The organism is Mesorhizobium ciceri biovar biserrulae WSM1271, from assembly GCF_000185905.1.
Classification (GTDB): domain Bacteria; phylum Pseudomonadota; class Alphaproteobacteria; order Rhizobiales; family Rhizobiaceae; genus Mesorhizobium; species Mesorhizobium ciceri.
On record NC_014923.1, the window covers coordinates 5,292,803 to 5,314,640 of the forward strand.

General features: G+C 63.0%; 20 protein-coding genes. 16 read left to right on the top strand and 4 right to left on the bottom strand.

Going from position 1 to position 21,838, the window contains the following annotated elements; all coding sequences use genetic code 11:
- Positions 1 to 54: 54 nt before the first annotated feature.
- The 4 genes from MESCI_RS25775 to MESCI_RS25790 form a co-directional block, all read right to left on the bottom strand.
- Positions 55 to 1,095: a heme-dependent oxidative N-demethylase family protein gene (locus tag MESCI_RS25775; protein WP_013532894.1), complete on the bottom strand. Its 1,041-nt coding sequence runs from the start codon at positions 1,093 to 1,095 to the stop codon at positions 55 to 57.
- 9 nt (positions 1,096 to 1,104) lie between these two features.
- The gene (locus MESCI_RS25780) at positions 1,105 to 2,070 is read right to left on the bottom strand and encodes a PDR/VanB family oxidoreductase (RefSeq protein ID WP_013532895.1); all 966 of its coding nucleotides are present in this window, start codon (positions 2,068 to 2,070) and stop codon (positions 1,105 to 1,107) included.
- Entirely contained in the window at positions 2,067 to 2,663 is a 597-nt protein-coding gene (locus MESCI_RS25785) for a dimethylamine monooxygenase subunit DmmA family protein (RefSeq protein ID WP_013532896.1), read from the bottom strand. The genes MESCI_RS25780 and MESCI_RS25785 overlap by 4 nt, the downstream gene beginning before the upstream one ends.
- 142 nt (positions 2,664 to 2,805) lie before the next feature.
- Entirely contained in the window at positions 2,806 to 3,939 is a 1,134-nt protein-coding gene (locus MESCI_RS25790; RefSeq protein WP_013532897.1) for an aminomethyl transferase family protein, read from the bottom strand.
- A 286-nt stretch (positions 3,940 to 4,225) separates the two neighbouring features.
- Here MESCI_RS25790 and MESCI_RS25795 point away from each other — a divergent pair, with 286 nt between their 5' ends.
- The 16 genes from MESCI_RS25795 to MESCI_RS25865 all read left to right on the top strand — a co-directional run bounded on the left by MESCI_RS25795 (position 4,226) and on the right by MESCI_RS25865 (position 21,802).
- Positions 4,226 to 4,513 (top strand): hypothetical protein, encoded by a 288-nt coding sequence (locus MESCI_RS25795; RefSeq protein WP_013532898.1) that lies wholly within the window; start codon positions 4,226 to 4,228, stop codon positions 4,511 to 4,513.
- A 12-nt stretch (positions 4,514 to 4,525) separates the two neighbouring features.
- Positions 4,526 to 4,903 carry a hypothetical protein gene (locus MESCI_RS25800; RefSeq protein ID WP_013532899.1) on the top strand — a complete coding sequence of 126 codons (378 nt, stop codon included), beginning with the start codon at positions 4,526 to 4,528 and terminating at the stop codon, positions 4,901 to 4,903.
- Between the two features lie 35 nt (positions 4,904 to 4,938).
- Positions 4,939 to 5,100 carry a hypothetical protein gene (locus tag MESCI_RS32370; protein WP_013532900.1) on the top strand — a complete coding sequence of 54 codons (162 nt, stop codon included), beginning with the start codon at positions 4,939 to 4,941 and terminating at the stop codon, positions 5,098 to 5,100.
- A 14-nt stretch (positions 5,101 to 5,114) separates the two neighbouring features.
- Positions 5,115 to 6,518, top strand: a complete 1,404-nt coding sequence (locus MESCI_RS25805) for an APC family permease (protein ID WP_013532901.1) — start codon at positions 5,115 to 5,117, stop codon at positions 6,516 to 6,518.
- Between the two features lie 45 nt (positions 6,519 to 6,563).
- Entirely contained in the window at positions 6,564 to 7,253 is a 690-nt protein-coding gene (locus tag MESCI_RS25810; protein WP_024502593.1) for a hypothetical protein, read from the top strand.
- Positions 7,250 to 7,573 carry a hypothetical protein gene (locus MESCI_RS25815; RefSeq protein WP_013532903.1) on the top strand — a complete coding sequence of 108 codons (324 nt, stop codon included), beginning with the start codon at positions 7,250 to 7,252 and terminating at the stop codon, positions 7,571 to 7,573. The genes MESCI_RS25810 and MESCI_RS25815 overlap by 4 nt, the downstream gene beginning before the upstream one ends.
- Before the next feature lie 104 nt (positions 7,574 to 7,677).
- Positions 7,678 to 8,574, top strand: a complete 897-nt coding sequence (locus tag MESCI_RS25820) for a class II glutamine amidotransferase (protein ID WP_013532904.1) — start codon at positions 7,678 to 7,680, stop codon at positions 8,572 to 8,574.
- A gap of 4 nt (positions 8,575 to 8,578) precedes the next feature.
- Complete coding sequence (locus tag MESCI_RS25825; RefSeq protein ID WP_013532905.1) at positions 8,579 to 9,304, top strand: GltB/FmdC/FwdC-like GXGXG domain-containing protein; 726 nt, start codon at positions 8,579 to 8,581, stop codon at positions 9,302 to 9,304.
- 6 nt (positions 9,305 to 9,310) lie between these two features.
- Positions 9,311 to 10,639, top strand: a complete 1,329-nt coding sequence (locus tag MESCI_RS25830; protein ID WP_010914750.1) for an FMN-binding glutamate synthase family protein — start codon at positions 9,311 to 9,313, stop codon at positions 10,637 to 10,639.
- Between the two features lie 61 nt (positions 10,640 to 10,700).
- Positions 10,701 to 12,008, top strand: coding sequence for a type III glutamate--ammonia ligase (gene glnT, locus MESCI_RS25835; protein WP_013532906.1), 1,308 nt, complete (start codon positions 10,701 to 10,703; stop codon positions 12,006 to 12,008).
- A gap of 36 nt (positions 12,009 to 12,044) precedes the next feature.
- The gene (locus MESCI_RS25840; RefSeq protein ID WP_013532907.1) at positions 12,045 to 13,298 is read left to right on the top strand and encodes a sarcosine oxidase subunit beta family protein; all 1,254 of its coding nucleotides are present in this window, start codon (positions 12,045 to 12,047) and stop codon (positions 13,296 to 13,298) included.
- Between the two features lie 16 nt (positions 13,299 to 13,314).
- A complete protein-coding gene (locus MESCI_RS25845) occupies positions 13,315 to 13,590 on the top strand; it encodes a sarcosine oxidase subunit delta (RefSeq protein ID WP_013532908.1) in 276 nt (91 codons plus the stop codon).
- Positions 13,590 to 16,571: a sarcosine oxidase subunit alpha gene (locus tag MESCI_RS25850; RefSeq protein ID WP_013532909.1), complete on the top strand. Its 2,982-nt coding sequence runs from the start codon at positions 13,590 to 13,592 to the stop codon at positions 16,569 to 16,571. Before MESCI_RS25845 ends, MESCI_RS25850 begins: the two co-directional genes overlap by 1 nt.
- Positions 16,564 to 17,187 (top strand): sarcosine oxidase subunit gamma, encoded by a 624-nt coding sequence (locus MESCI_RS25855; RefSeq protein WP_013532910.1) that lies wholly within the window; start codon positions 16,564 to 16,566, stop codon positions 17,185 to 17,187. Before MESCI_RS25850 ends, MESCI_RS25855 begins: the two co-directional genes overlap by 8 nt.
- A 145-nt stretch (positions 17,188 to 17,332) precedes the next feature.
- On the top strand, positions 17,333 to 19,702 hold the full coding sequence (locus tag MESCI_RS25860; RefSeq protein ID WP_013532911.1) for a trimethylamine N-oxide demethylase: 2,370 nt from the start codon (positions 17,333 to 17,335) through the stop codon (positions 19,700 to 19,702).
- 390 nt (positions 19,703 to 20,092) lie between these two features.
- Positions 20,093 to 21,802 (top strand): trimethylamine N-oxide permease, encoded by a 1,710-nt coding sequence (locus MESCI_RS25865; RefSeq protein WP_013532912.1) that lies wholly within the window; start codon positions 20,093 to 20,095, stop codon positions 21,800 to 21,802.
- The last annotated feature ends 36 nt before the right edge of the window (positions 21,803 to 21,838 follow it).

The following is a 21,838-nucleotide window of genomic DNA, read 5'->3' on the forward strand; positions in this document are numbered from 1 at the left end:
GCGGGACTCGATCTCCCCCCACGAGGGGGAGATCGGCAGCTTCGCGGGCGTCGCTCAATCCGGCCCGAACCCAGGGTTCGTCGGGCTGCCGTCGTCGAGCTTCGACAGCCACTCGACCAACGTTGACCTATATCGGGTCAGGCCCTTGTAGTTGGCGAGTTCGTCGGGCAGGTCGCGGATGACGCGGTGCAAGTGCCGGGCCCATTTTGGTTGCGTCACCAGCTCATCCATCTTGATCAGATAGCAGCGGATCGGAAAGACGATGCCGTTCGAGCGCGGCAGGCGCCAAAAACTCTGCAGCTCGACGCGCAGATGCACTTTGTCGCCGACATTTTCCGGCGTCACCGTAGCCCGGTCCGGACCCCATTTGTGATAGTTTTCGGGGCTGGTGTCGAGGCGCGGATTGATGGTCATCGTCCAGTTCAGGCGCCTGGCCGGCTTGCCTTGCTGGATGTTGGTGAGGAATTTCAGCGCCCTGACAAAAATCCCCTTCTCATGCGCCAGCGGCACCGGCGCGTGCCATTCGAAAAAGTTCATGCCGATGTCAAAATCGAGCGACCAGTCGGCTTGGGTGGTGACCATGCCGGCATCCATCCACAGATTGCCGTCGCGCTGGTCGAGGATGCAGAAGTCGCCCTGGCTCTGGCGGGTGATGTACTCCATCGGGCCGTAAGGCAGCGTCGAGGTGTCGCCGAAGGTGAAGGTGTCGTCGATGCCGAGCGGCCGGTTGATCCAGCGCCAGCGGTCGCCGTCGCGGGTCAGCGTGAAATGCTCGGGATAGCCCAGCGCCTGCTGCTCCATCAGCAGTTCCAGCAAGTCCCAGCCGGCCAGCGTCATGTGCGGCAGCGACTGGCAGCGCAGCGGGTCCTCGGCCAGCACCAGCGCCCGGTCCTGCATCTCGGCGACATAGTGCTCGTCGACGTCGATCAGGTTTTCCAGCACGCTGCCTTTCGGCCCGACGACATGCGGCTCGATGTTGACCGCATACATGTAGGCGTCTTCGTGGAAAGGGAACGGGAAGCGCCTGATGTGCTCAGGGCTGTTCCTGAAGGTGAAGTCGTCGCGGAACGTTTCCTTGCGAAAGGTGATGCCCATGATTTCCTCCTAGCGCTCCAGGACCAGCGACCGGCCCTCGAAGCGCGACACGCACGGCATGATCTTCTTGCCCGAACGGTGCTCTTCCTCGCTCAGCCAGTGGTCGTTGTGGATGAACTTGCCGTCGCAAGAGATGACGTTGGTTTCGCACTGGCCGCAGACGCCGCCGCGGCAGAGATAGGGCGGATCGACGCCGGCCGCTTCGATCGCTTCCAGCAGGCTCTGCTGCTCATCGACGCGGATCGTCTTGCCGCTGACGGCAAGCGTCACGTCGAAAGGCAGGCCAGGCTGGGGGGCCGCGAAATGCTCGAAATGCACGGTTTCCGATGGCCAACCGAGGCTTGCCGCGCGATCACGCACCCAGTTGATCATGCCAGCCGGGCCGCAGACATAGAGATGCGTGCCGAGCGGCTGCGTCGACAGCAGCCGGTCGAGTTCGATGCGCTCGTCAAGGTCGTCATGATAGAGCCTGACCCGGCGGTCGTAGCGCTCGCGCAGCACATCGGCGTAGGTGCCGAGCGATGCGGTGCGGCAGGTGTAGTGCAGTTCGAAATTGCCGCCTTCCGCCGCAAGCTGAGCGGTCTGCGCCATGAACGGCGTGATGCCGATGCCGCCGGCCAGCATCAGATGCTTTTTGGCGCGCAGGTCGAGCGAGAACAGATTGACGGGATAGCTGACCACCATCTCCATGCCGGGCTTGACGTTCCGGTGCATGAACAGCGAGCCGCCGCGGCCGACATCGTCGCGGCGCACCGAGATCGTGTATTCGCGCGTGTCGAGCGGCGAGCCCATCAGCGAATAGGGGTTGAGCCTGGTGCGTTCGCCGTCGCGCATCTCGACCACGACATGGGCGCCGCCGGAAAAGGTCGGCAGCAACTCGCCGTCGCGCCGGCGGAAATGGAAGCGGGTGACGAGGTCGTTGACCGGGACGACGTCGCTGACCACGACATCGAGTTTTGTGGTTCCGGTGCTCATCGGAAAACCTCCTCCATCGGAGGAATCTCGCTGCGATCCTCGGCGTTGATGCAGACGCCCTGGAACGCCGCGATGCGCCTGGAATAATGATCGCGCACCAGAAGCAGCAGGCCGCAATGCGCGCAGGTCGCCGGCTGCGTCGTCACATTCTCGGTGATGCCCTTGCAGTGGACGCATTGCATGCGCCGCGCCAGCGAACCGCGGTGCTCGGTCTGGATCGAAGTGTGGTCGATGCCGGCTTCAAGCGCCACCTGCATCGCCTGGCCGATCAGGCCCTCAGTGCCGGCGAGATAGAGGCGCAGGCCCATATGCGCATTTGCCAGTGTCTGCCTAAGCCGTGGCAGCAGGCTGGCGAAGGATGGCGACAGATGAAACTGCGCCGGTCTCAGCGCTTGGAGGGCTGCGGTGTGTTTGCCGTCAGGCCCGGGAATGAAGACGATTTCGGCGTCGTCGAAAAACCCGGGCGGCGCACTCCCGGCCATCTCCGCTATCGCCAGTGCCCCTTCCGCATCCGTGATAAAAAGATGATGCTTGCCGGGCTGCGGAGACAAGGTTCCGTAAACAGGCCGGCTGATGATGCTTTTGGCTGCCATTTAAGTCTTCGTGCCTTCGAGCGCTTCACCGTTTCATAGAAACGGCGGACCGCTCTATCTCTTTGCTTTGACGCAATTCCGGACGGAAAACCGTTTCACACTTTTCCTGGAATTGCTCGAACCCCTCGCCGTCGACTATGCCTCAACCTTTCGCCGTGCGCTTGGTCTTCTTGGGATCGTCGAATGGCAATGGCTGGGCGGTGGCCTTGATGGCGCCGCTCCTGTTGCGGATTTCGAGCTCGGTGTCCTTGACCGCGCAGTCGACGTCGAGGCGGGCGATGCCCATCGATTTCTCGACCAGGGGCGAATACATGGCGCAGGTTACCACGCCCACCTTCTTGCCGTCGCGATAGACCGGCGCACCCTCATCGGCCGGCTCCTTGCCGTCGAGCAGAACGCCGTAGATCTTGAAGCGCTCCTTACCCTTGAGGCGATAATGCTCCTCGGCGCCTCGAAAGCCGGTCTTTCCGGGGCTGACGGTGAAGTCGAGGCCGAGCTCCCACAGCGTGTCGCCGGGTCCTTCGTTCTCGAACGGATATTTCTGCGAATTGTCGTAGGGGTAGAACAGCAAGTAGCTTTCCACCCGCAGCATATCGAGGGTGGTGAAGCGGCACGGAATGATGCCGGCGCTCTTGCCCTCGTCGAGGATCCTGTCCCAGATCGTGCCGGCATCCTGGCCGCGGCAGAAGATCTCGTAGCCGCGCTCGCCGGTGTAGCCGGTGCGCGAGATCATGACGGGCAAACCGAACAGTTGCGTCTGCATATGATGGAAATAGTTGAGGTCGCGAATGCCCGGCACGTGCTTGGCCAGATAGTCGACGGCGGTTGGCCCCTGCAGCGAAAGATCGTGCAGATTGTCGTCGAAGCGCAGCGACACGTCGCGGCCCATAGCCGCCCGCTGCAACTCCTCATGACCGGTGCCCGAACCATGCACGACCATCCAGGCATTGGGGCCGGTGCGGTAGAGGATGCAATCGTCGGTGAATTTTCCCGCCTCGTTCAGCATGCAGGCATAGGCCGACTTGCCGGGGTAGATCTTTTCGACGTCGCGCGTCGTCGCCAGGTCGATCAGGTGTGAAGCATGCGGCCCGGTGATGTGCACCTTCTTGAGGCCGGAGACATCCATCAGGCCAGCCTTGGTGCGGATGGCGATGTACTCCTCGTCGGCATCCTTGTCGTAGGTCCAGGCGGTTCCCATGCCGCTCCAGTCTTCGAGCTTCGAACCGAGCGCTCGGTGGCGATCCGCCAGGGTCGAAAATCTCCAGGATGCCGTCATCCGCTCGTCCTCCGTTTCGATAAAGCTCTGCTGTTCCCTGCCCCCTGCGCAGTGGCGGGAGCTTTGACCGAATATTGATCGCAAACGCCAGGACGCCGCAATACCCATAAGCAATTAATTTCATTGTCAGGCAAAATCCACCGCGCAAAGCAAACAGTTAACCTCACGTAAATCGCGCTTGACAATTGCGGGATTCGGACTGAATTTATGAAAAAAATTTCACTCTCTTGAAAGAGGGCAGCGGCCGGCCAATTCGGGGCCTGGCGTTGGAAAAAGGGGAAAACCGATGTCAGACATGCAACAGCGCATCGAAGCGCTGTACCGCTCCGACGTGCGCGGATCTGCGCTCCTGATCGTCTGCCTGTGGGCGACGATCCTCTTCGTCCTGCTCATGACATGGCCCTACATCCCGCACAGCGGCATCAAGGCCGTGGTCGCGATCGCCGCCGCCGCCGTGCTGATCTTCAACACGGCCGCCATCCTGGCGATGGTCAAGCACTACAAGGAAGACAAGGAATTCATCTACGGGCTCGACATCAAGAACGCCGACGCATTCCGCAACCGCAAGTCCTGAGGGGTAGAAGAAATGTCCCGCTACACGCCGCCGGAGCAGAGCAAGGCCGGGCAGGTTTTCGACATCGCCGTCGTCGTCGTCGCCATTTTCGTGGCGCTGTGGCTGCCGCTGAAACTGGGCCTCGCCGGTGCGGCGAAATCCATCGACGCCCTCGACGCCAAGACGTGGGAAGCGCTCGGCCAGAACCCGACCATGGCCTCGATCTGGGAAAAGCTCGGCTACACGCCCGAGACCGCGCACGACATCATCCAGAACCGCTTCCATTATGTCATCGACTGGCCGACGCTGATCATAATGGCTGCGGTGCTGATAGGCTATTTCGTCTTCCTGTTTCGCGCATCCGACCGCGAATATCGCGACGTCATCAACGAAAAATTCGACGACAAGTAAGAGTTCTGAGGACGATTTAATTCGGGGACACGATCATGTGGGTGGCACTCTCTTACGCATGCTGGGGCATCTCGATCGTGCTCGCTTTGTGGATGCTTTACGACTGGTTCAAGGTCGACACGACCTTCTCCGAAGAGGTGCTGACCTCGTCGCGCGAAGGCGAACTGGAAGCCACTTCCGAAAAACACCGGATCTGAGTGAGGATTGAACAATGACGATCGCACTTGAACCGGCTGCCCCGGCTGTCCAAGGGGACAGAGTTTCACTCCTGCGCGTGCTCGGACCGGCCCATGTCTGGGCGCTCGGCGTCGGCATCGTCCTGGTCGGCGAATTCACCGGCTGGAATTTCTCGGCGGACAAGGGTGGCGCGCTGGCCGCGCTGATCGTCTGCTGGGTCGTCGGATTGCTCTACACCTCGGTCGCGATGATCGATTCCGAGGTGACATCGACCGTGGCCGCCGCCGGCGGCCAGTATGCGCAGGCAAAGCACATCGTCGGACCGCTGATGGCGTTCAACGTCGCGCTGTTCCTGGTCTTTGCCTACACGATGCTCGAAGTGTCCGACGCCATCCTGCTCGGCGACACCATCGTCGCCAAGGCCGGCGTCGAAGGGCTCACCCACAATTCCTTCATCGCCGCGACCATCGTCGTGCTGGCGTGGCTGAACTATCGCGGCGTGCTGATGACGCTCAACGTCAACTTCGTCATCACCGCGATCGCCTATATCTCGATCGTCATCCTGTTCTTCTCGGTCAGCCCGTGGACGCAAGGCGCGGTGCTGAAGCTGAACGAACTGGTCACCCCTGGCAATGCGCTTCCCTATGGCTGGATCGGCGTCATCGCCGCCTTCCAGTTCGGCATCTGGTACTATCTCGGCATCGAAGGCACCACACAGGCCGCCGAGGAAGTGCGCTCCCCGGCCCGCTCGCTGCCTTACGGCACCATGGCCGGCATGATCACGCTTTTGATCGCGGCGGCCATGACCTGGTATGTCTGCGCCTCGCTGATGCCCTGGGAATATCTCGGCATCACCTACTATCCACTGTGGGACGCCGGCAAGCTGACCGGCAGCGCGCTGCTCGAGAACCTGTTGTTCGTCGCCACGCTGCTCGCCGCACTGGCGTCGGCCAATGGCTGCATCAACGATGCGGCGCGCGCCTGGTTCTCGCTCGGCCGTGACCGCTATCTGCCGACATGGTTCTCGGCCGTGCATCCGAAATATCGCACGCCCTATCGCTCGATCCTGTTCCTGCTGCCGATCGCGCTGGCCTTCGCCTTCATCGCCGACCTCAACCAGGCGATCACCTTCTCGATCCTGTCGGGGGTGCTGCAATACACGTTCATGAGCATCAACATCATCATGTTCCGCAAGAAGTGGCCGCTGGGCTCGATCCGCCGAGGCTACACCCACCCCTTCCATCCGATCCCGGCCATGGTGCTGTTCTGCCTGTGCGTGGTGACCTTCTTCGCCATCTTCCTCGGCTTCGGCTCGCAGCTGATCGCCATGGTCGCCTTCTACTTCCTGATCTCGCTGTGGTTCCACTTCTACCGTTACAAATTCGTGCGGCGCGGCGACCAGTTCACCATGCCGTGGCCAAAGCCGCAGGGTTATTGATGGGAGTAGGCCCGTCCGGATCCCGGGCGGGCCTGGCATGAGAAAATGTCCGATCTGACATCAGCACTGCTGGCCGGGGCCATTGTCCTGGTTGTCGTTCTCCACCTTGCCTGGCAAGCGCGTGCCAGCCGCAGCAGGGCATCGATGGCGCTCGCCGTCGAGCAGGACCGCATCCGCACAATCATCGCCGATGCTGCCAATGTTTCGGATGGCACCGCCGGCGTCATCACCTGGGAAGGATCCTGGAACAGCAAACGTGTCCAGGTGCGCACCATCGTCGATACGCTGGCGACGCGCAAACTGCCGGCGCGCTGGCTCAGTGTTTCGATCACCGAAGAGGTCGCGGTACCAGCCACCTTCGACATGATGATGCGGCCGGGCTCGCCGACGACCTTCTCCAATTTCGATCATCTCGAGCATACGCTGCCCAAGGCTCCGGGATTTCCCGCCGAGTCGGTGCTGCGCACCGACCGCAGGGCGGCGCGCTTTCCGCAAGGCCTGATCGCCAGCCATATCGAGATCTTTTCCGAAGGGCGCGCCAAGGAACTGCTGATCACGCCCAAGGGTATACGCATCGTCTGGCTTCTGGCCGAAGCCGAGCGGGCGCGCTATGGCGTTTTCCGGCAGGCCGAATTCGGCGACGCCGCACTCGATCCCGCGCTGATCGAAAGGCTGCTGATGTCGGTGTCGGCGCTTCGCGACGCGATCAACAAAAGCGAACGGCAGGCCGCATGACCAGTTCCGCCACTGCACCCACCAATCCCTATCTGGTTCTCGGCGCCGCAATCGTGCTGCCGGGAAGCGGGCACGTCATTCTGGGCGTGCCGGTGCGCGGCCTTCAATTCCTTTTCTTCATGGTGATCCTGGCATGGGTGACGGCCAAGATCGCGCCGCCCGATGCCAGCTTCGTCGGCCGTCACGCCGGCGGCTTCCTGATCTATGCTTTGTCGATCCTGGACGCCTACAAGCTCGCCCGCATCCGCACCGCCAAATGGGTTCACAACGCCCGGCAAGGCAACGATAGTGGGCAGAGCGGCATTGAGACGCATAGGTAATTAGAGGAATATTTTTTTCATACGATTGAATTTGCAGACCTCATTCGATACATCATTTCAGAGTTGCAAACGATCTCTTAGCTACAAAACGTCGGGAGGCTGACATGTGTGGAATTGTCGGACTGTTTTTGAAGGACAAGTCGCTGGAACCCCAGCTTGGCGCGATGCTGTCGCAGATGCTGATCTCGCTCAGCGATCGCGGTCCCGATAGCGCCGGCATCGCCATCTATGGCGCGCCGTCCAAGAATGAGGCCAAGATCACCATCCAGTCGGCCAAGCCCGACCGCGATTTCCGCGGCCTCGAGGCGGAGCTCGCCAAGGCCATCGGCACGCCGGTGACGATCGCGGTGAAATCCACCCATGCAGTCGTCAGGACCACGCCTGCCAAGATCGATGAAGCGCGCGAAACCATCCAGGCGCTGCGCCCCGACATCCGCATCATGGGCGCCGGCGACGTGGTCGAGATCTACAAGGAAGTCGGCCTGCCCGAGGCTGTCGTCGATCGCTTCGATGTCCGCAAGATGACCGGCACACATGGCATCGGCCATACCCGCATGGCGACGGAATCGGCGGTGACGACGATGGGCGCGCATCCGTTCTCGACCGGCGCCGACCAGTGCCTGGTGCACAATGGCTCGCTGTCGAACCACAACAATGTCCGCCGCGAACTGATCCGCGAAGGCATGTCCTTCGAAACCGAGAACGACACCGAAGTCGCTGCCGCCTATCTCTCGTCACAGATGGCGCATGGCAAGAATCTCGGCGAGGCGCTGGAAGGCACGCTCTCCGACCTCGACGGCTTCTTCACCTTCGTCGTCGGCACCAAGAACGGCTTTGGCGTGGTGCGCGATCCGATTGCCTGCAAGCCAGCCGTGATGGCCGAAACCGACCAATATGTCGCCTTCGGCTCGGAATATCGCGCGCTGACCAAACTGCCCGGCATAGACAATGCGAGGGTCTGGGAACCCGAGCCCGCAACCGTCTATTTCTGGGAGCATTGAGTTCATGCCGGCAACCACGCTTTCAAAAACCGCGGCACACGACCCTCGGGTCTTCGATCTCGACCAGTTGTCGCTGCGCGAACTCAACCAGGCGCTGCACAATCTGGCTCCCGGCTCGAACGAAACGGCATGGGAAGTGCTGAACCCGAAAGGCAGCCATTCGGTGGCCGTTGGCGTCGACCAGCCTGTTGCCATCGATGTGCGCGGCAGCGTCGGCTATTACTGCGGCGGCATGAATTCCGGCAGCACCATTACCGTGCATGGCTCGGCAGGGCCTGGAGTCGGCGAGAACATGATGTCGGGCTCGATCACCATCAAAGGCGACGCCAGCCAGTATGCCGGCGCCACCGGCAAGGGCGGCCTGCTGGTCATCGAAGGCAACGCCTCGTCGCGCTGCGGCATTTCGATGAAGGGCATCGATATCGTCGTGCATGGAAATATCGGCCATATGTCGGCCTTCATGGCGCAGTCAGGCAATCTGGTGGTGTTGGGCGATGCCGGCGATGCGCTCGGCGATTCCATCTACGAGGCGCGGCTCTTCGTGCGCGGCAAGGTCGACAGCCTCGGCGCCGACTGCATCGCCAAGGAAATGCGGACCGAGCATCTGGAATTGCTGCAGGGCCTGCTCGACCGCGCCGGCGTCACCGGCGTCAAGCCGTCGGAGTTCAAGCGCTACGGCTCGGCGCGTACCCTCTATAATTTCAATATCGACAACGCCGACGCGTATTGAGGCAGCATGACCTACAGGAACCCGCCGACGACGCCGCGCAAATCCGCGACCTTCGACGACTACACGCTTTCCGAGATCCGCCGTGCCGCGGCGACCGGCATCTATGACATCCGTGGCGCCGGCGCCAAGCGCAAGCTGCCGCATTTCGACGACCTACTGTTCCTCGGCGCCTCGATCTCGCGTTACCCGCTCGAAGGCTATCGCGAGCGCTGCGACACATCGGTCGTGCTCGGCTCTCGCCATGCCAAGAAGCCGATCGAGTTGAAGATTCCGATCACCATTGCCGGCATGAGCTTCGGCTCGCTGTCGGGTCCGGCCAAGGAAGCGCTCGGACGCGGCGCTACCCTGTCGGGCACCTCGACCACGACGGGCGACGGCGGCATGACCGAGGAGGAGCGCGGCCATTCCAAGCAACTGGTCTATCAATATCTGCCCTCGCGCTACGGCATGAACCTGCGCGATCTGCGCCGCGCCGATGCGATCGAGGTCGTCGTCGGCCAGGGCGCCAAGCCGGGTGGCGGCGGCATGCTGCTTGGCCAGAAGATTTCGGATCGTGTCGCCGAAATGCGCACGCTGCCGAAAGGCATCGACCAGCGCTCGGCCTCACGCCACCCCGACTGGACCGGACCCGACGATCTCGAGATCAAGATCCTCGAATTGCGCGAAATCACCGACTGGGAAAAACCGATCTACGTCAAGGTCGGCGGCGCGCGCCCCTATTATGACACGGCGCTTGCCGTGAAGGCCGGCGCCGATGTCGTTGTCGTCGACGGCATGCAGGGCGGCACCGCCGCCACCCAGGAAGTGTTCATCGAAAATGTCGGCCAGCCGACGCTTGCCTGCATCAGGCCGGCCGTGCAGGCGCTGCAGGACCTCGGCATGCACCGCAAGGTGCAGTTGATCGTCTCCGGCGGCATTCGCAACGGCGCCGATGTCGCCAAGGCGCTGGCGCTCGGCGTCGACGCGGTCTCGATCGGCACGGCGGCCCTTGTCGCGCTCGGCGACAACGATCCGCGCTGGGAGGCGGAGTACAACGAGCTTGGCACCACCGCCGGCGCTTATGACGATTGGCACGAGGGGCGCGACCCCGCCGGCATCACCACGCAGGATCCGGAACTGATGAAGCGGGTCGATCCGGTGGCTGCCGGGCGCCGGCTGGCGAACTACCTCAAGGTGATGACCCTTGAGGCTCAAACGATCGCCCGCGCGTGCGGCAAGAACAGCCTGCACAATCTCGAACCCGAGGACCTGGTCGCGCTGACGATCGAGGCAGCCGCCATGGCCGGCGTGCCGCTGGCCGGCACCAACTGGATACCGGGGAAGAACGGCTTCTGATCAACGAAGGGCCGATTCCCGCATACTCGGGAACAACAATCGATAAAAATGGGGAACTACCGTGACAACTGATCTTGCTGAATTCGCAAGGGCGAAAAACGTCAAATATTTCATGATTTCCTACACTGACCTGTTCAGTGGCCAGCGTGCCAAGCTGGTGCCGGCGCAGGCGATATCAGACATGCAGAAGGACGGCGCCGGCTTTGCCGGTTTCGCCACATGGCTGGACCTGACGCCGGCGCATCCCGACATGCTTGCGGTGCCGGATCCGGATTCGGTGATCCAGCTGCCGTGGAAGCCTGAGGTTGCCTGGGTCGCGGCCAACTGCATCATGGACGACAAGGAGGTCGACCAGGCGCCGCGCAACACACTGAAGCGGCTGATCGCGGAAGCCGCCAGCGACGGCATGCATGTCAAGACCGGCGTCGAGGCCGAGTTCTTCCTGATCTCGCCTGACGGCAAGACGATCTCCGACGAATACGACACGGCCTCAAAACCCTGCTACGACCAGCAAGCGGTGATGCGCCGCTACGACGTCATCGCCGAGATCTGCGACCACATGCTGGCGCTCGGCTGGGGCGCCTATCAGAACGACCATGAGGACGCCAACGGCCAGTTCGAGATGAACTGGGCCTTCGACGACGCGCTGGCCACCGCCGACAAGCACTCGTTCTTCAAATTCATGGTCAAGTCGATCGCGGAAAAGCATGGCCTGCGCGCGACCTTCATGCCGAAGCCCTTCCAGGGCCTGACCGGCAATGGCTGCCATGCGCATATCTCGGTCTGGGACAAGGCCGGCAAGACCAACGTCTTCGCCGACAATTCGATGGAGCTCGGCCTGTCGGCCAAGGGCAGGAATTTCCTCGGCGGCATCATGAAACATGCCTCCGCACTGGCCGCGATCACCAACCCGACGGTGAATTCCTACAAGCGCATCAACGCGCCGCGCACCATTTCGGGCGCGACCTGGGCACCGAACACGGTGACCTGGACCGGCAACAACCGCACCCACATGGTGCGGGTGCCCGGCCCCGGCCGCTTCGAGCTGCGGCTGCCGGATGGCGCCGCCAATCCCTATCTCCTGCAAGCGGTCATCATCGCCGCCGGCCTCGACGGCATTCGCTCGAAGGCCGATCCTGGCAAGCGCTACGACATCGACATGTACCAGCATGGCCATACGGTAAAGGGCGCGCCAAAACTGCCGCTCAACCTGCTTGACGCCTTGCGCGAGTTCGACAAGGACAAATCGCTCAAGGCGGCGCTGGGTGAGGAATTCTCGTCGGCCTACCTAAAGCTGAAGCACCAGGAATGGAATTCCTATGCTTCGCACTTCACGCAATGGGAGCGCGACCACACGCTGGATATTTGACCACCAGCGCGACGCGAGCGACCTCGGAATGAACTGATGAAATATTCGATCTTCTCGCTCGCTCGTGCCGCCCTGTCCGGCCACAAGAACTGGCAGCGCACCTGGCGCGACGCCACGCCGAAGGATCGCTACGACGTGGTGATCATCGGCGGCGGTGGGCACGGGCTGGCCACCGCCTGGTTCCTCGCCAGCGAGTACGGCATCAAGAATGTCGCCGTGCTCGAAAAAGGCTGGATCGGCTCCGGCAATGCCGGCCGCAACACCACCATCATCCGCTCCAATTACGGTCTGCCCGGCAACACCGGCTTCTACGAATTGTCGATGAAGCTGTGGGAGCGGATGGAGCAGGACCTCAACTACAATGCGATGGTCAGCCAGCGCGGCGTCATCAACCTCTACCATTCCGATGCGCAGCGCGACGCCTATGCGCGGCGCGGCAACACTATGCGCATCAACGGCATCGACGCCGAACTGCTCGACCTCGCTGCCGTCAGGAAGATGATCCCGTTCCTGAACTTCGACAATGCGCGCTTTCCCGTGCAAGGCGGGCTGTTGCAGCGGCGCGGCGGCACGGCGCGGCACGATGCGGTGGTCTGGGGCTATGCGCATGCGGCGAGCGAACTCGGCGTCGACATCATCCAGAATTGCGAAGTCACCGGCTTTGTCAGAGACGCCAATGGCAAGGTGACCGGCGTCGAGACGTCGCGCGGCAAGATCGGCGCCGGAAAGGTTGGCATGGCGGTCGCCGGCTCCTCGTCGCGCGTCGCGGCAATGGCCGGCCTGCGCCTGCCGATCGAGAGCCATGTGCTGCAGGCCTTCGTCTCCGAGGCGATCAAGCCGCTCATCCCGGGCGTCATGACCTTCGGCGCCGGCCATTTCTACGTCAGCCAGTCCGACAAGGGCGGCCTCGTCTTCGGCGGCGATATAGACGGCTACAATTCCTACGCCCAGCGCGGCAACATGCCTGTGATGGAAGACGTCTGCGAGGGCGGCATGGCGCTGATGCCGATGATCGGCCGCGTGCGCCTGCTGCGCCAGTGGGGCGGCATCATGGACATGTCGATGGACGGTTCACCGATCATCGACAAGACGCCCGTCGACGGGCTCTATCTCAACGCGGGCTGGTGCTATGGCGGCTTCAAGGCGACGCCAGGGTCCGGTTTTGTCTTTGCGCACCTCCTGGCTCGCGACGAGTCGCATGAAGAAGCGGCACGGTTCCGCCTAGACCGGTTCCGAACTGGCGCCATGATCGACGAAAAGGGCCAGGGCGCCCAACCGAACCTGCATTGAAGGCGGTTTAGAAGAAATGCGCATTGCCTGTTCTTTCTGCGGTGAACGCGAACTCGGCGAGTTCACCTATCTCGGCGACGCCAAGCCGGTGCGGCCCGAGGCCGGCGCCTCGGAAGACGAGGTCTTCGACTATGTCTATCTGCGCGACAATGTCGCCGGCGCGACCAGCGAATATTGGTACCATGGCGGTGGTTGCCGGGCTTGGCTGAAGGTCACCCGCAACACGCTGACGCACGAGATTTCCTCCATCGAACCGGCGGCTGGTGCCGGCGCTGCGAAGGTTGGTGCGTGATGGCCGGCGCGCAGACACACCGGCTCGGCAATGGCGGGCTTGTCGACCGCTCGGCACCGCTGAACTTCCGTTTCGACGGCAAGGCTTTCTCCGGCTTCCAGGGCGACACGCTCGCCTCGGCGCTGATCGCCAACGGCGTCAAGCTGGTCGGCCGCTCATTCAAATACCATCGCCCGCGCGGCATCCTGACTGCGGGCTCGGAAGAACCCAATGCGCTGGTTGAGCTGCGCACCGGGGCACGGCGCGAGCCGAACACCAAGGCGACGACGGCCGAACTCTATGACGGGCTCGAGGCCGCCAGCCAGAACCGTTGGCCGTCGCTACGCCACGACGTGATGTCGGTCAACCAGCTGTTCGCGCCGATCTTCGTTGCCGGCTTCTACTACAAGACATTCATGTGGCCGGCGAAGTTCTGGGAAGCGATCTATGAGCCGGCGATCCGCCGCGCCGCAGGCCTTGGCCGTGCCGCCGGCATCGCCGATCCCGACCATTACGACAAGGCATGGGCGCATTGCGATGTGCTGATCGCCGGCTCCGGCCCGGCTGGCCTGGCCGCGGCGTTGGCAGCCGGCCGCGCAGGCGCCCGCGTCATCCTGTGCGAGGAGGATTTTGTCCTCGGCGGCCGTCTGCTGTCGGATGGCGGAATGATCGACGGCGAACCTGCGGCCGAGTGGATCTCGCGGACGCTGGCTGAACTGGCTGGTATGCCCGACGTCCGCGTCATGACCCGCACGACGCTGTTCGGCGTCTACGATGGCGGCACCTATGGCGCCATTGAGCGGGTCAACGACCATTTGCCCTCGCCGCCCGAGCACCAGGTGCGCCAGCGCCTGTGGCGGATCGTGGCGAAGCGCTGCGTCGTGGCAGCCGGCGCCATCGAACGGCCGATCGTCTTTGCCGGCAACGACACGCCCGGCGTGATGATGGCCTCCGCCATGCGCACCTATGTCGCGCGCTACGCCGCTACACCGGCAAAGCGGATCGCACTTTTCACCAACAATGAGGACGGCTGGCGCACCGTCGAGACGGCGCTCGGTGCCGGCCTGCAGATAGCGGCGGTCATCGATGCACGGCCCGAAATATCGCCGGCGCATCGTTCGCTGGCCTCGAAGGGCGGCTTCCCGGTGCTGCACGGTTCCGTCAGCGGCGTCGACGGCGGCAAGGATGGCGTCAGGAAAATCGCGGTGTCGCTGACCGGCGGCGCGCGCGCCGAGGTCGAAGCGGACGGGCTCGCCGTTTCCGGCGGCTGGAACCCGGCGGTCGGGCTGACCTCCTATCATCGCGGCCGGCCGAAATGGCGCAGCGACATCTCCGCCTTCGTGCCCGACGGCGCGCCTCCAGGCATGGTCGCCGCGGGTGCCGCCAATGGCGATTTCGGCCTCGGCGCCTGCCTCAGTCAAGGCTTTGCCGCCGGCGCGGCAGCCGCCCATGATGCCGGCCGGACCGGCAATGCGGGATCGGCGCCTGTCGCCGACGACGAGGTTTTCTCGCTCACCCCGCTCTGGCATGTCGCGGGCAAGGGAAAAGCCTTTGTCGATTACCAGCACGATGTCACCGCTTCCGACATCGAACTGGCGCAGCGCGAAGGTTTTGAATCGGTCGAGCACCTGAAGCGCTACACGACGCTCGGCATGGCGACCGACCAGGGCAAGACCTCGAATGTCGCCGGCCTCGCCATCATGGCTGCGGTCAGCGGCCGTTCGATCCCCGAGACCGGGACAACGATCTACCGGCCGCCTTACGTGCCCGTCGCCATCGGCGCCTTCGCCGGCCATCACCGCGACGGGACTTTTCATGCGACGCGGCTGACGCCGTCGCATCACTGGGCCGTGGAACAAGGTGCTGTCTTCGTCGACACCGGTCTTTGGAAACGGGCGCAGTGGTACCCCCGCGCGGGCGAGAAGGACTGGCTGGAATCGGTGACGCGCGAGGTCAAGGCGGTGCGCTCAGGCGTCGGATTCTGCGATGTCTCGACGCTCGGCAAGATCGACGTGCACGGTCCGGATGCCGGCGCCTTCCTCGACCGCGTCTACATCAACACCTTCTCCAATCTTGCCGTGGGAAAAGCGCGCTACGGTCTGATGCTGCGCGAGGACGGCATCGTCTATGACGACGGCACCACGTCGCGGCTGGCCGAAGACCACTATTTTCTCACCACCACCACGGCCAAGGCCGGTCTGGTGATGCAGCATCTCGAATTCTGCCGCCAGGTGCTGTTCCCGGAGCTCGACGTGCAGCTCACTTCCGTCTCCGACCAGTGGGCGCAGTTCTCGATCGCCGGACCGAGCGCGCGGGAGTTGCTGAAACAGATCGTTGATGAGTCCGAGGACCTTTCCAACGAAGGCTTTCCGTTCATGGGCGCGCGCGAAGTGACATTGCGCGGCGGCCTCAAGGCGCGGCTGTTTCGCATCTCGTTCTCCGGCGAAATGGCCTTCGAGATCTCGGTACCGGCACGCTTCGGCGATGCGATGGCGCGCAATCTGATGCTGGCCGGCGCGCCATTCGGCGTGACGCCTTACGGCACCGAGGCGCTCGGCGTCATGCGCGTCGAAAAGGGCCACATCGCCGGACCGGAACTGAGCGGCACGACGACAGCGGCCGATCTTGGTCTGGGCAAGATGATGTCGACCAAGAAAGACTATATCGGCCGCGTCATGGCCGGACGCGAGGCGCTGGTAGCCCCAGATCGCCAGGTCGTCGTCGGCATCAAGCCGACGGACGAGACACGCCGGTTGCGCTCCGGCGCACACATCATCCCGAAGGGGCAGACGCCCGGCCCCGGCAACGACCAGGGCTATGTCACCTCGGTCTGCTTCTCGCCGACGTTGAATCAGTGGATCGGGCTCGCGCTTGTCGAACGCGGCCGCGAACGCATCGGCGAGATCGTGCACGCGCATGATCCATTGCGCGGCGAAGACTATGACGTCGAACTCTGCAATCCCGTCTTCTACGACCCGGATGGAGGGCGCCAGCGTGGTTGAGTTTTCCTGGGTTTCTCGCAGCCCACTCGAGCATGCGCTTGTCACCGGTACAGATGGCGCACGCGGTATCGAGGCCGGCATCTCGCTGACCGAGATCCGCAATTTTGATCTGATCCAGGTGATGGCGCGGCGCGGCCAGGCGGCCGAGCTGGGACAAGCCGCCAAGGCTCGGTTTGGTGTTGCTGTCCCTGATGCGCCGAAGGCGGTGCGGACTTCGGACGCAACGCTGATCTGGTCGGGACCGGACCAGTTCTTCGTGCTGTCGAAGGGCGGCAAGCACACGATGCAGACGCTGGAGCCCGCATTGTCCGGCTCGCTGTCGGACCAGTCGCATGCGCGGGTTCTGGTCAGCATCTCCGGCGCCAAGGCGCGGACAATGCTGGCGAAACTGTCGTCGATCGATTTGCATCCCGATGCGTTTCCGGTTGGCGCCGCCGCCGCGACGTCGATGGATCACACCAGCGTCACGCTCTGGCGCGGCGGTGATCGGACGGATGGGCAGGCGGTGTTCAACGTTCTGATGTTTGCGACGTTTGCCGAGAGCCTTTGGCATACGATGCTGGATTCGGGCGCGGAGTACGGCGTCGACATCAACCATACAGAGAGACTGGCTTAGCCTTGGCTCGTCTTCCCTTCTCCCACAAGGGGAGAAGGTAAAGCGCGCGCCACCTCCGCCTTGCCAAACCCAACCGCACTGCTATTCTTGCTGCTAAAATAATTTCACGCACAGGCAAACTTGTTTCTCGAACCGCAAGGCTGAGATGAGCCAGTCGCCCTACCCCGCAATTGCTGCCGGACCGCCCAAGCCTAGCCTCATCCTGAGGCCCGGCCAGATCGCGCTGCCGCCGGGCATGGAGCGTTATACGATCCAGGGCAATGGCGCGGTGCTGATCGACATCGAGGCCGGCGACGCGATCACCGTGCGCAATGACGAAGGCGGCCAGGCCTGCGAACTTCTGGCCTGGGACAGGACCGGCGCGACCGATCCCGGCATTTTTGGTGAAGCATCGAACAGCAACGCTGCCGGCATCAAAGCGCTGCTCATAGAGGGCGACGACAGTCTCGCATCCCTGCGGAGCGGGCTCGCCCGCCGGCAGGTGCAGCTTGACCACGCCAAGGCGGTGCGGGTGTTCGGCGTCACGACACCGGCCGGCACCGAGCAGGCTTTCACCGTCGCACGCGATGGTGCGGTGCTGATTGCCGCCCCCGGCGGGCCGATGCTGGTCGATGGCCATGATACGGCTACACCGCTGACCGTCTTCGTTCGCCGCGCCACGATCCGCCCGGCGGCGAAATCGCTATTGGCTGATCCGCTTGCCGACCCGGTGCTCGATTTGCGCGTCCATTCGGCGACCGCGGAGGCCTATTTCGTTGGGGCTGGCGACTATCTGCAGATCATCGATGTCGACGGGCGCCAATGCACCGATTTCCAGTGCTTTTCGGCGCGCAAGCTGGACAGGGGACTGGATCATCCGCTCGACGTGACGACGACGCGCACGCTCATGGGTGCGAGCTACCCGATGCCCGGCCTGCATTCCAAATACTATGACCAGGACATGGAGCCGCTGGTCGAGGTGGTGCAGGACACATGCGGCCGGCACGACGCCTTCGCGCTCGCCTGCGCCGCCAAATATTACGACGACATCGGCTATCCCGGACACACCAACTGTTCGGAGAATTTCAACGGCGCTCTGGCCGGCAAGGGCGTCAATCCCCGCGCGGGCTGGATGGCGATCAACTTCTTCTTCAACACGGCGATCGACGCGCATGGCGTCATGGTGTCCGACGAGCCGTGGTCGCGGGCGGGCGACTATGTGCTGCTCAGGGCGCTCACCGACATCGTTTGCGTTTCCTCCGCCTGCCCCGACGACACGACGCCGGCCAATGGCTGGAACCCGACCGACATCCATGTGCGGACCTATTCCGGCCAGCACAAATTCTCGCGAGCGATCGCCAGACGCATGACGCCCGATTCGGAACCGAAAATGACCCGCGAGACCGCTTTTCATTCGAGCTTTGCCAAGCACACCCGCAACTTTCAGGAGTACAAGGGCTATTGGCTCGCCAATTCCTTCGCCAAGGACGGGCCGATCGCCGAATACTGGGCCTGCCGCCAAGACGCGGTGATCATGGACCTGTCGCCGCTGCGCAAGTTCGAGGTCACCGGCCCGGATTCCGAAGCGCTGCTGCAATACACGCTGACCCGCGACGTCAAGAAGCTCGGCGTTGGCCAGGTGGTCTATTCGGCCATGTGCTACGAGCATGGCGGCATGATTGATGACGGCACCCTGCTGCGGCTGGGCAAGGACAATTTCCGCTGGATCGGCGGCGACGATCTGTCTGGCGAGTGGCTGCGCGAGACGGCGACAAAACTCGGCCTCAATGTCCTTGTGCGTTCCTCCACCGACCAGATGCACAATGTCGCCGTGCAGGGACCGAAGAGCCGCGACATCCTCAGGGAGGTGATCTGGACCTCGCCGCTGCAGCCGTCGATCGACGAACTCGATTGGTTCCGCTTCGCCGTCGCCCGCATTGGTGGCGGCAACGGCATTCCGGTCGTCGTCTCGCGCACCGGCTATACCGGCGAGCTCGGCTACGAGATCTGGTGCCATCCGCGCGACGCCGAAAAAGTCTTCGACGCCATCTGGGAAGCCGGCCAGCCTCACGGGCTGAAGCCGATGGGACTGCAGGCGCTGGACATGGTGCGCATCGAGGCCGGGTTGATCTTCGCCGGATACGAATTTTCCGACCAGACCGATCCGTTCGAGGCCGGCATCGGCTTCACCGTGCCGCTGAAGAGCAAGACCGACGATTTCGTCGGCCGCGAGGCGCTGATCCGCCGCAAGGAGCACCCGCAGACGAAGCTGGTCGGTCTCGACATCGACGCCAATGTCGACGTCGGCCATGGCGATTGCGTGCATGTCGGCCGTGCCCAGATCGGCGTGGTCACGTCAGGCATGCGCTCGCCGGTGCTGAACAAGACCATCGCGCTGGCCAGGCTCGATGTCACCCATTCGGCTGTCGGTACCGAGGTCGAGATCGGCAAGCTCGACGGCCATGCCAAGCGGCTGCCGGCGCGAGTCGTCGCCTTCGCCCACTACGATCCGCAAAAGACCAAACCGCGTTCCTGACGGCCCTTCCCTCCCAAGACAGTGAGGCCGTGCTGCAGTTCGTGATAGGAATTTTTTCTTGACCTGCTGAGGGCAGCTATGCTACATATTCGTCCATGGTGCTGATTTGCGCCGCGACCCGCCTCCGGCGGGTTTTTCGCTTCCTGACCCTTGGTCCTTTTCCGAACAATCCCACCGCGGCAGTGTGAAGCCGACATGTTTCGCAAGCGTGATGTGCACGGCGCGACAAATCGCTTGACCTGAAAGCGCGCCGGATCAATCTTCACTGTTAAGAAAAAAATGCGACTGAGTGGAAACACCGACAGCCGCCCAAAGCATGCGTCGATGATGAAGCCTCGCGAAGTCGCGGCCGTCACGAACGGGGAACATCAAAATGGGGAACAAAGACATATGAGCACGATAACGACTGTCCTGGAGCCGCTTGCCGAAGGCAAGTTGCACCGAAATATCGACTGGCGCGGCGCCTTCTGGGTGGCGAGCGGCGTGCCGGCCCTGGTCCTGTTCTCGATCGGCGGCATTGCCGGCACGACCGGCACGCTGGCCTTCGCGATCTGGATCTTCTCCATGATCATGGGCTTCCTGCAATCCTTCACCTATGCCGAAATCGCCGGCCTGTTTCCGAACAAGTCGGGCGGCGCGTCGATCTACGGCGCCACCGCCTGGCTGCGCTATTCCAAGTTCATCGCGCCGCTGTCTGTCTGGTGCAACTGGTTCGCCTGGTCGCCGGTGCTGTCGCTCGGCTGCTCGATCGCCGCCGCCTACATCCTCAATGCGCTGGCGCCAGTGCCGCTGTTCACCGAAACCTCACCCGATGTCGTCGCCTATATCGCCGCGCATGCCGGGACGAGTGCCGCCGACGCCATCACAGCGGTGACCGCGGCGGCGACGCCGGCAATCCGCAACTGGACGCTTTACAGCCACACGCTGGGACCGGTCTCGTTCACCTTCAACGCGACCTTCTTCATCGGCGCAGTGCTGATGCTGATCATCTTTGCGATCCAGCATCGCGGCATTCTCGGCACCGCCAATGTGCAGAAATACATCGGCCTCTTGGTCATCATCCCGATGCTGATCGTCGGCGTGGTGCCGATCGTCACCGGCCAGATCAACTGGGCGAATTTTTCGCCGCTGGTGCCGCTGGCCGCAGCCTACGCGCCCGAGCCCGGTGCCTGGAACATCGCCGGCTGGACGCTGGTGCTTGGTGGTATGTTCATCGCCGCCTGGTCGACCTACGGCTTCGAGACCGCCGTCTGCTACACATCCGAGTTCAAGAACCCCGGCACCGACACGTTCAAGGCGATTTTCTATTCCGGCCTTCTGTGCATGCTGCTGTTCATCCTGGTGCCGTTCACCTTCCAGGGCGTGCTTGGCCTCAACGGTATGCTGGCGACGCCGATCGTCGACGGCTCCGGGGTCGCCGACGCGCTGGCCGGCATGGTCGGCGGCGGCGCGCTAGTCCACAGCCTGTTGGTGATGCTGATGATCCTGGCGCTGGTGCTGTGCATCATGACGGCCATGGCCGGCTCTTCGCGTACGCTCTACCAGGGCTCGGTCGACGGCTGGCTGCCGCGCTATCTCAGCCATGTCAACGAACATGGTGCGCCGACACGGGCAATGTGGACCGATCTCGTCTTCAATCTGATCGTGCTGGCCATCGCCTCGGCCGACGCGACGAGCTTCTTCTTCATCCTCGCCGTGTCGAATTGCGGTTACATCATCTTCAACTTCCTCAACCTCAACGCCGGCTGGATCCACCGCATCGACAACGGCCATATCGCACGGCCCTGGAAGGCGCCGAGCTGGCTGCTCGGGATCGGGGCGATCTTCGCCTATGTCAACGCGATCTTCATGGGCGCCGGTGCCAAGGTATGGAACCCGATGGCGCTGTGGGCCGGCCTGATCACGGCAGCGCTGATCATCCCGGTGTTCTGCTTCCGACACTACATTCAGGACAAGGGCAAGTTCCCCGACCACATGCTGGCCGATCTCGGCATGACGGGGGCCGACCTCTCGGTCAAAAAGGCGGGCATGCTGCCCTATCTGACGCTGGTCGCCGGCGTGGTGGTGATGCTGCTCGCCAACTGGTTCTTCGTCATCTGACCTCATAAAAATAAAAAGGATCGGGCGCGCTTCGGC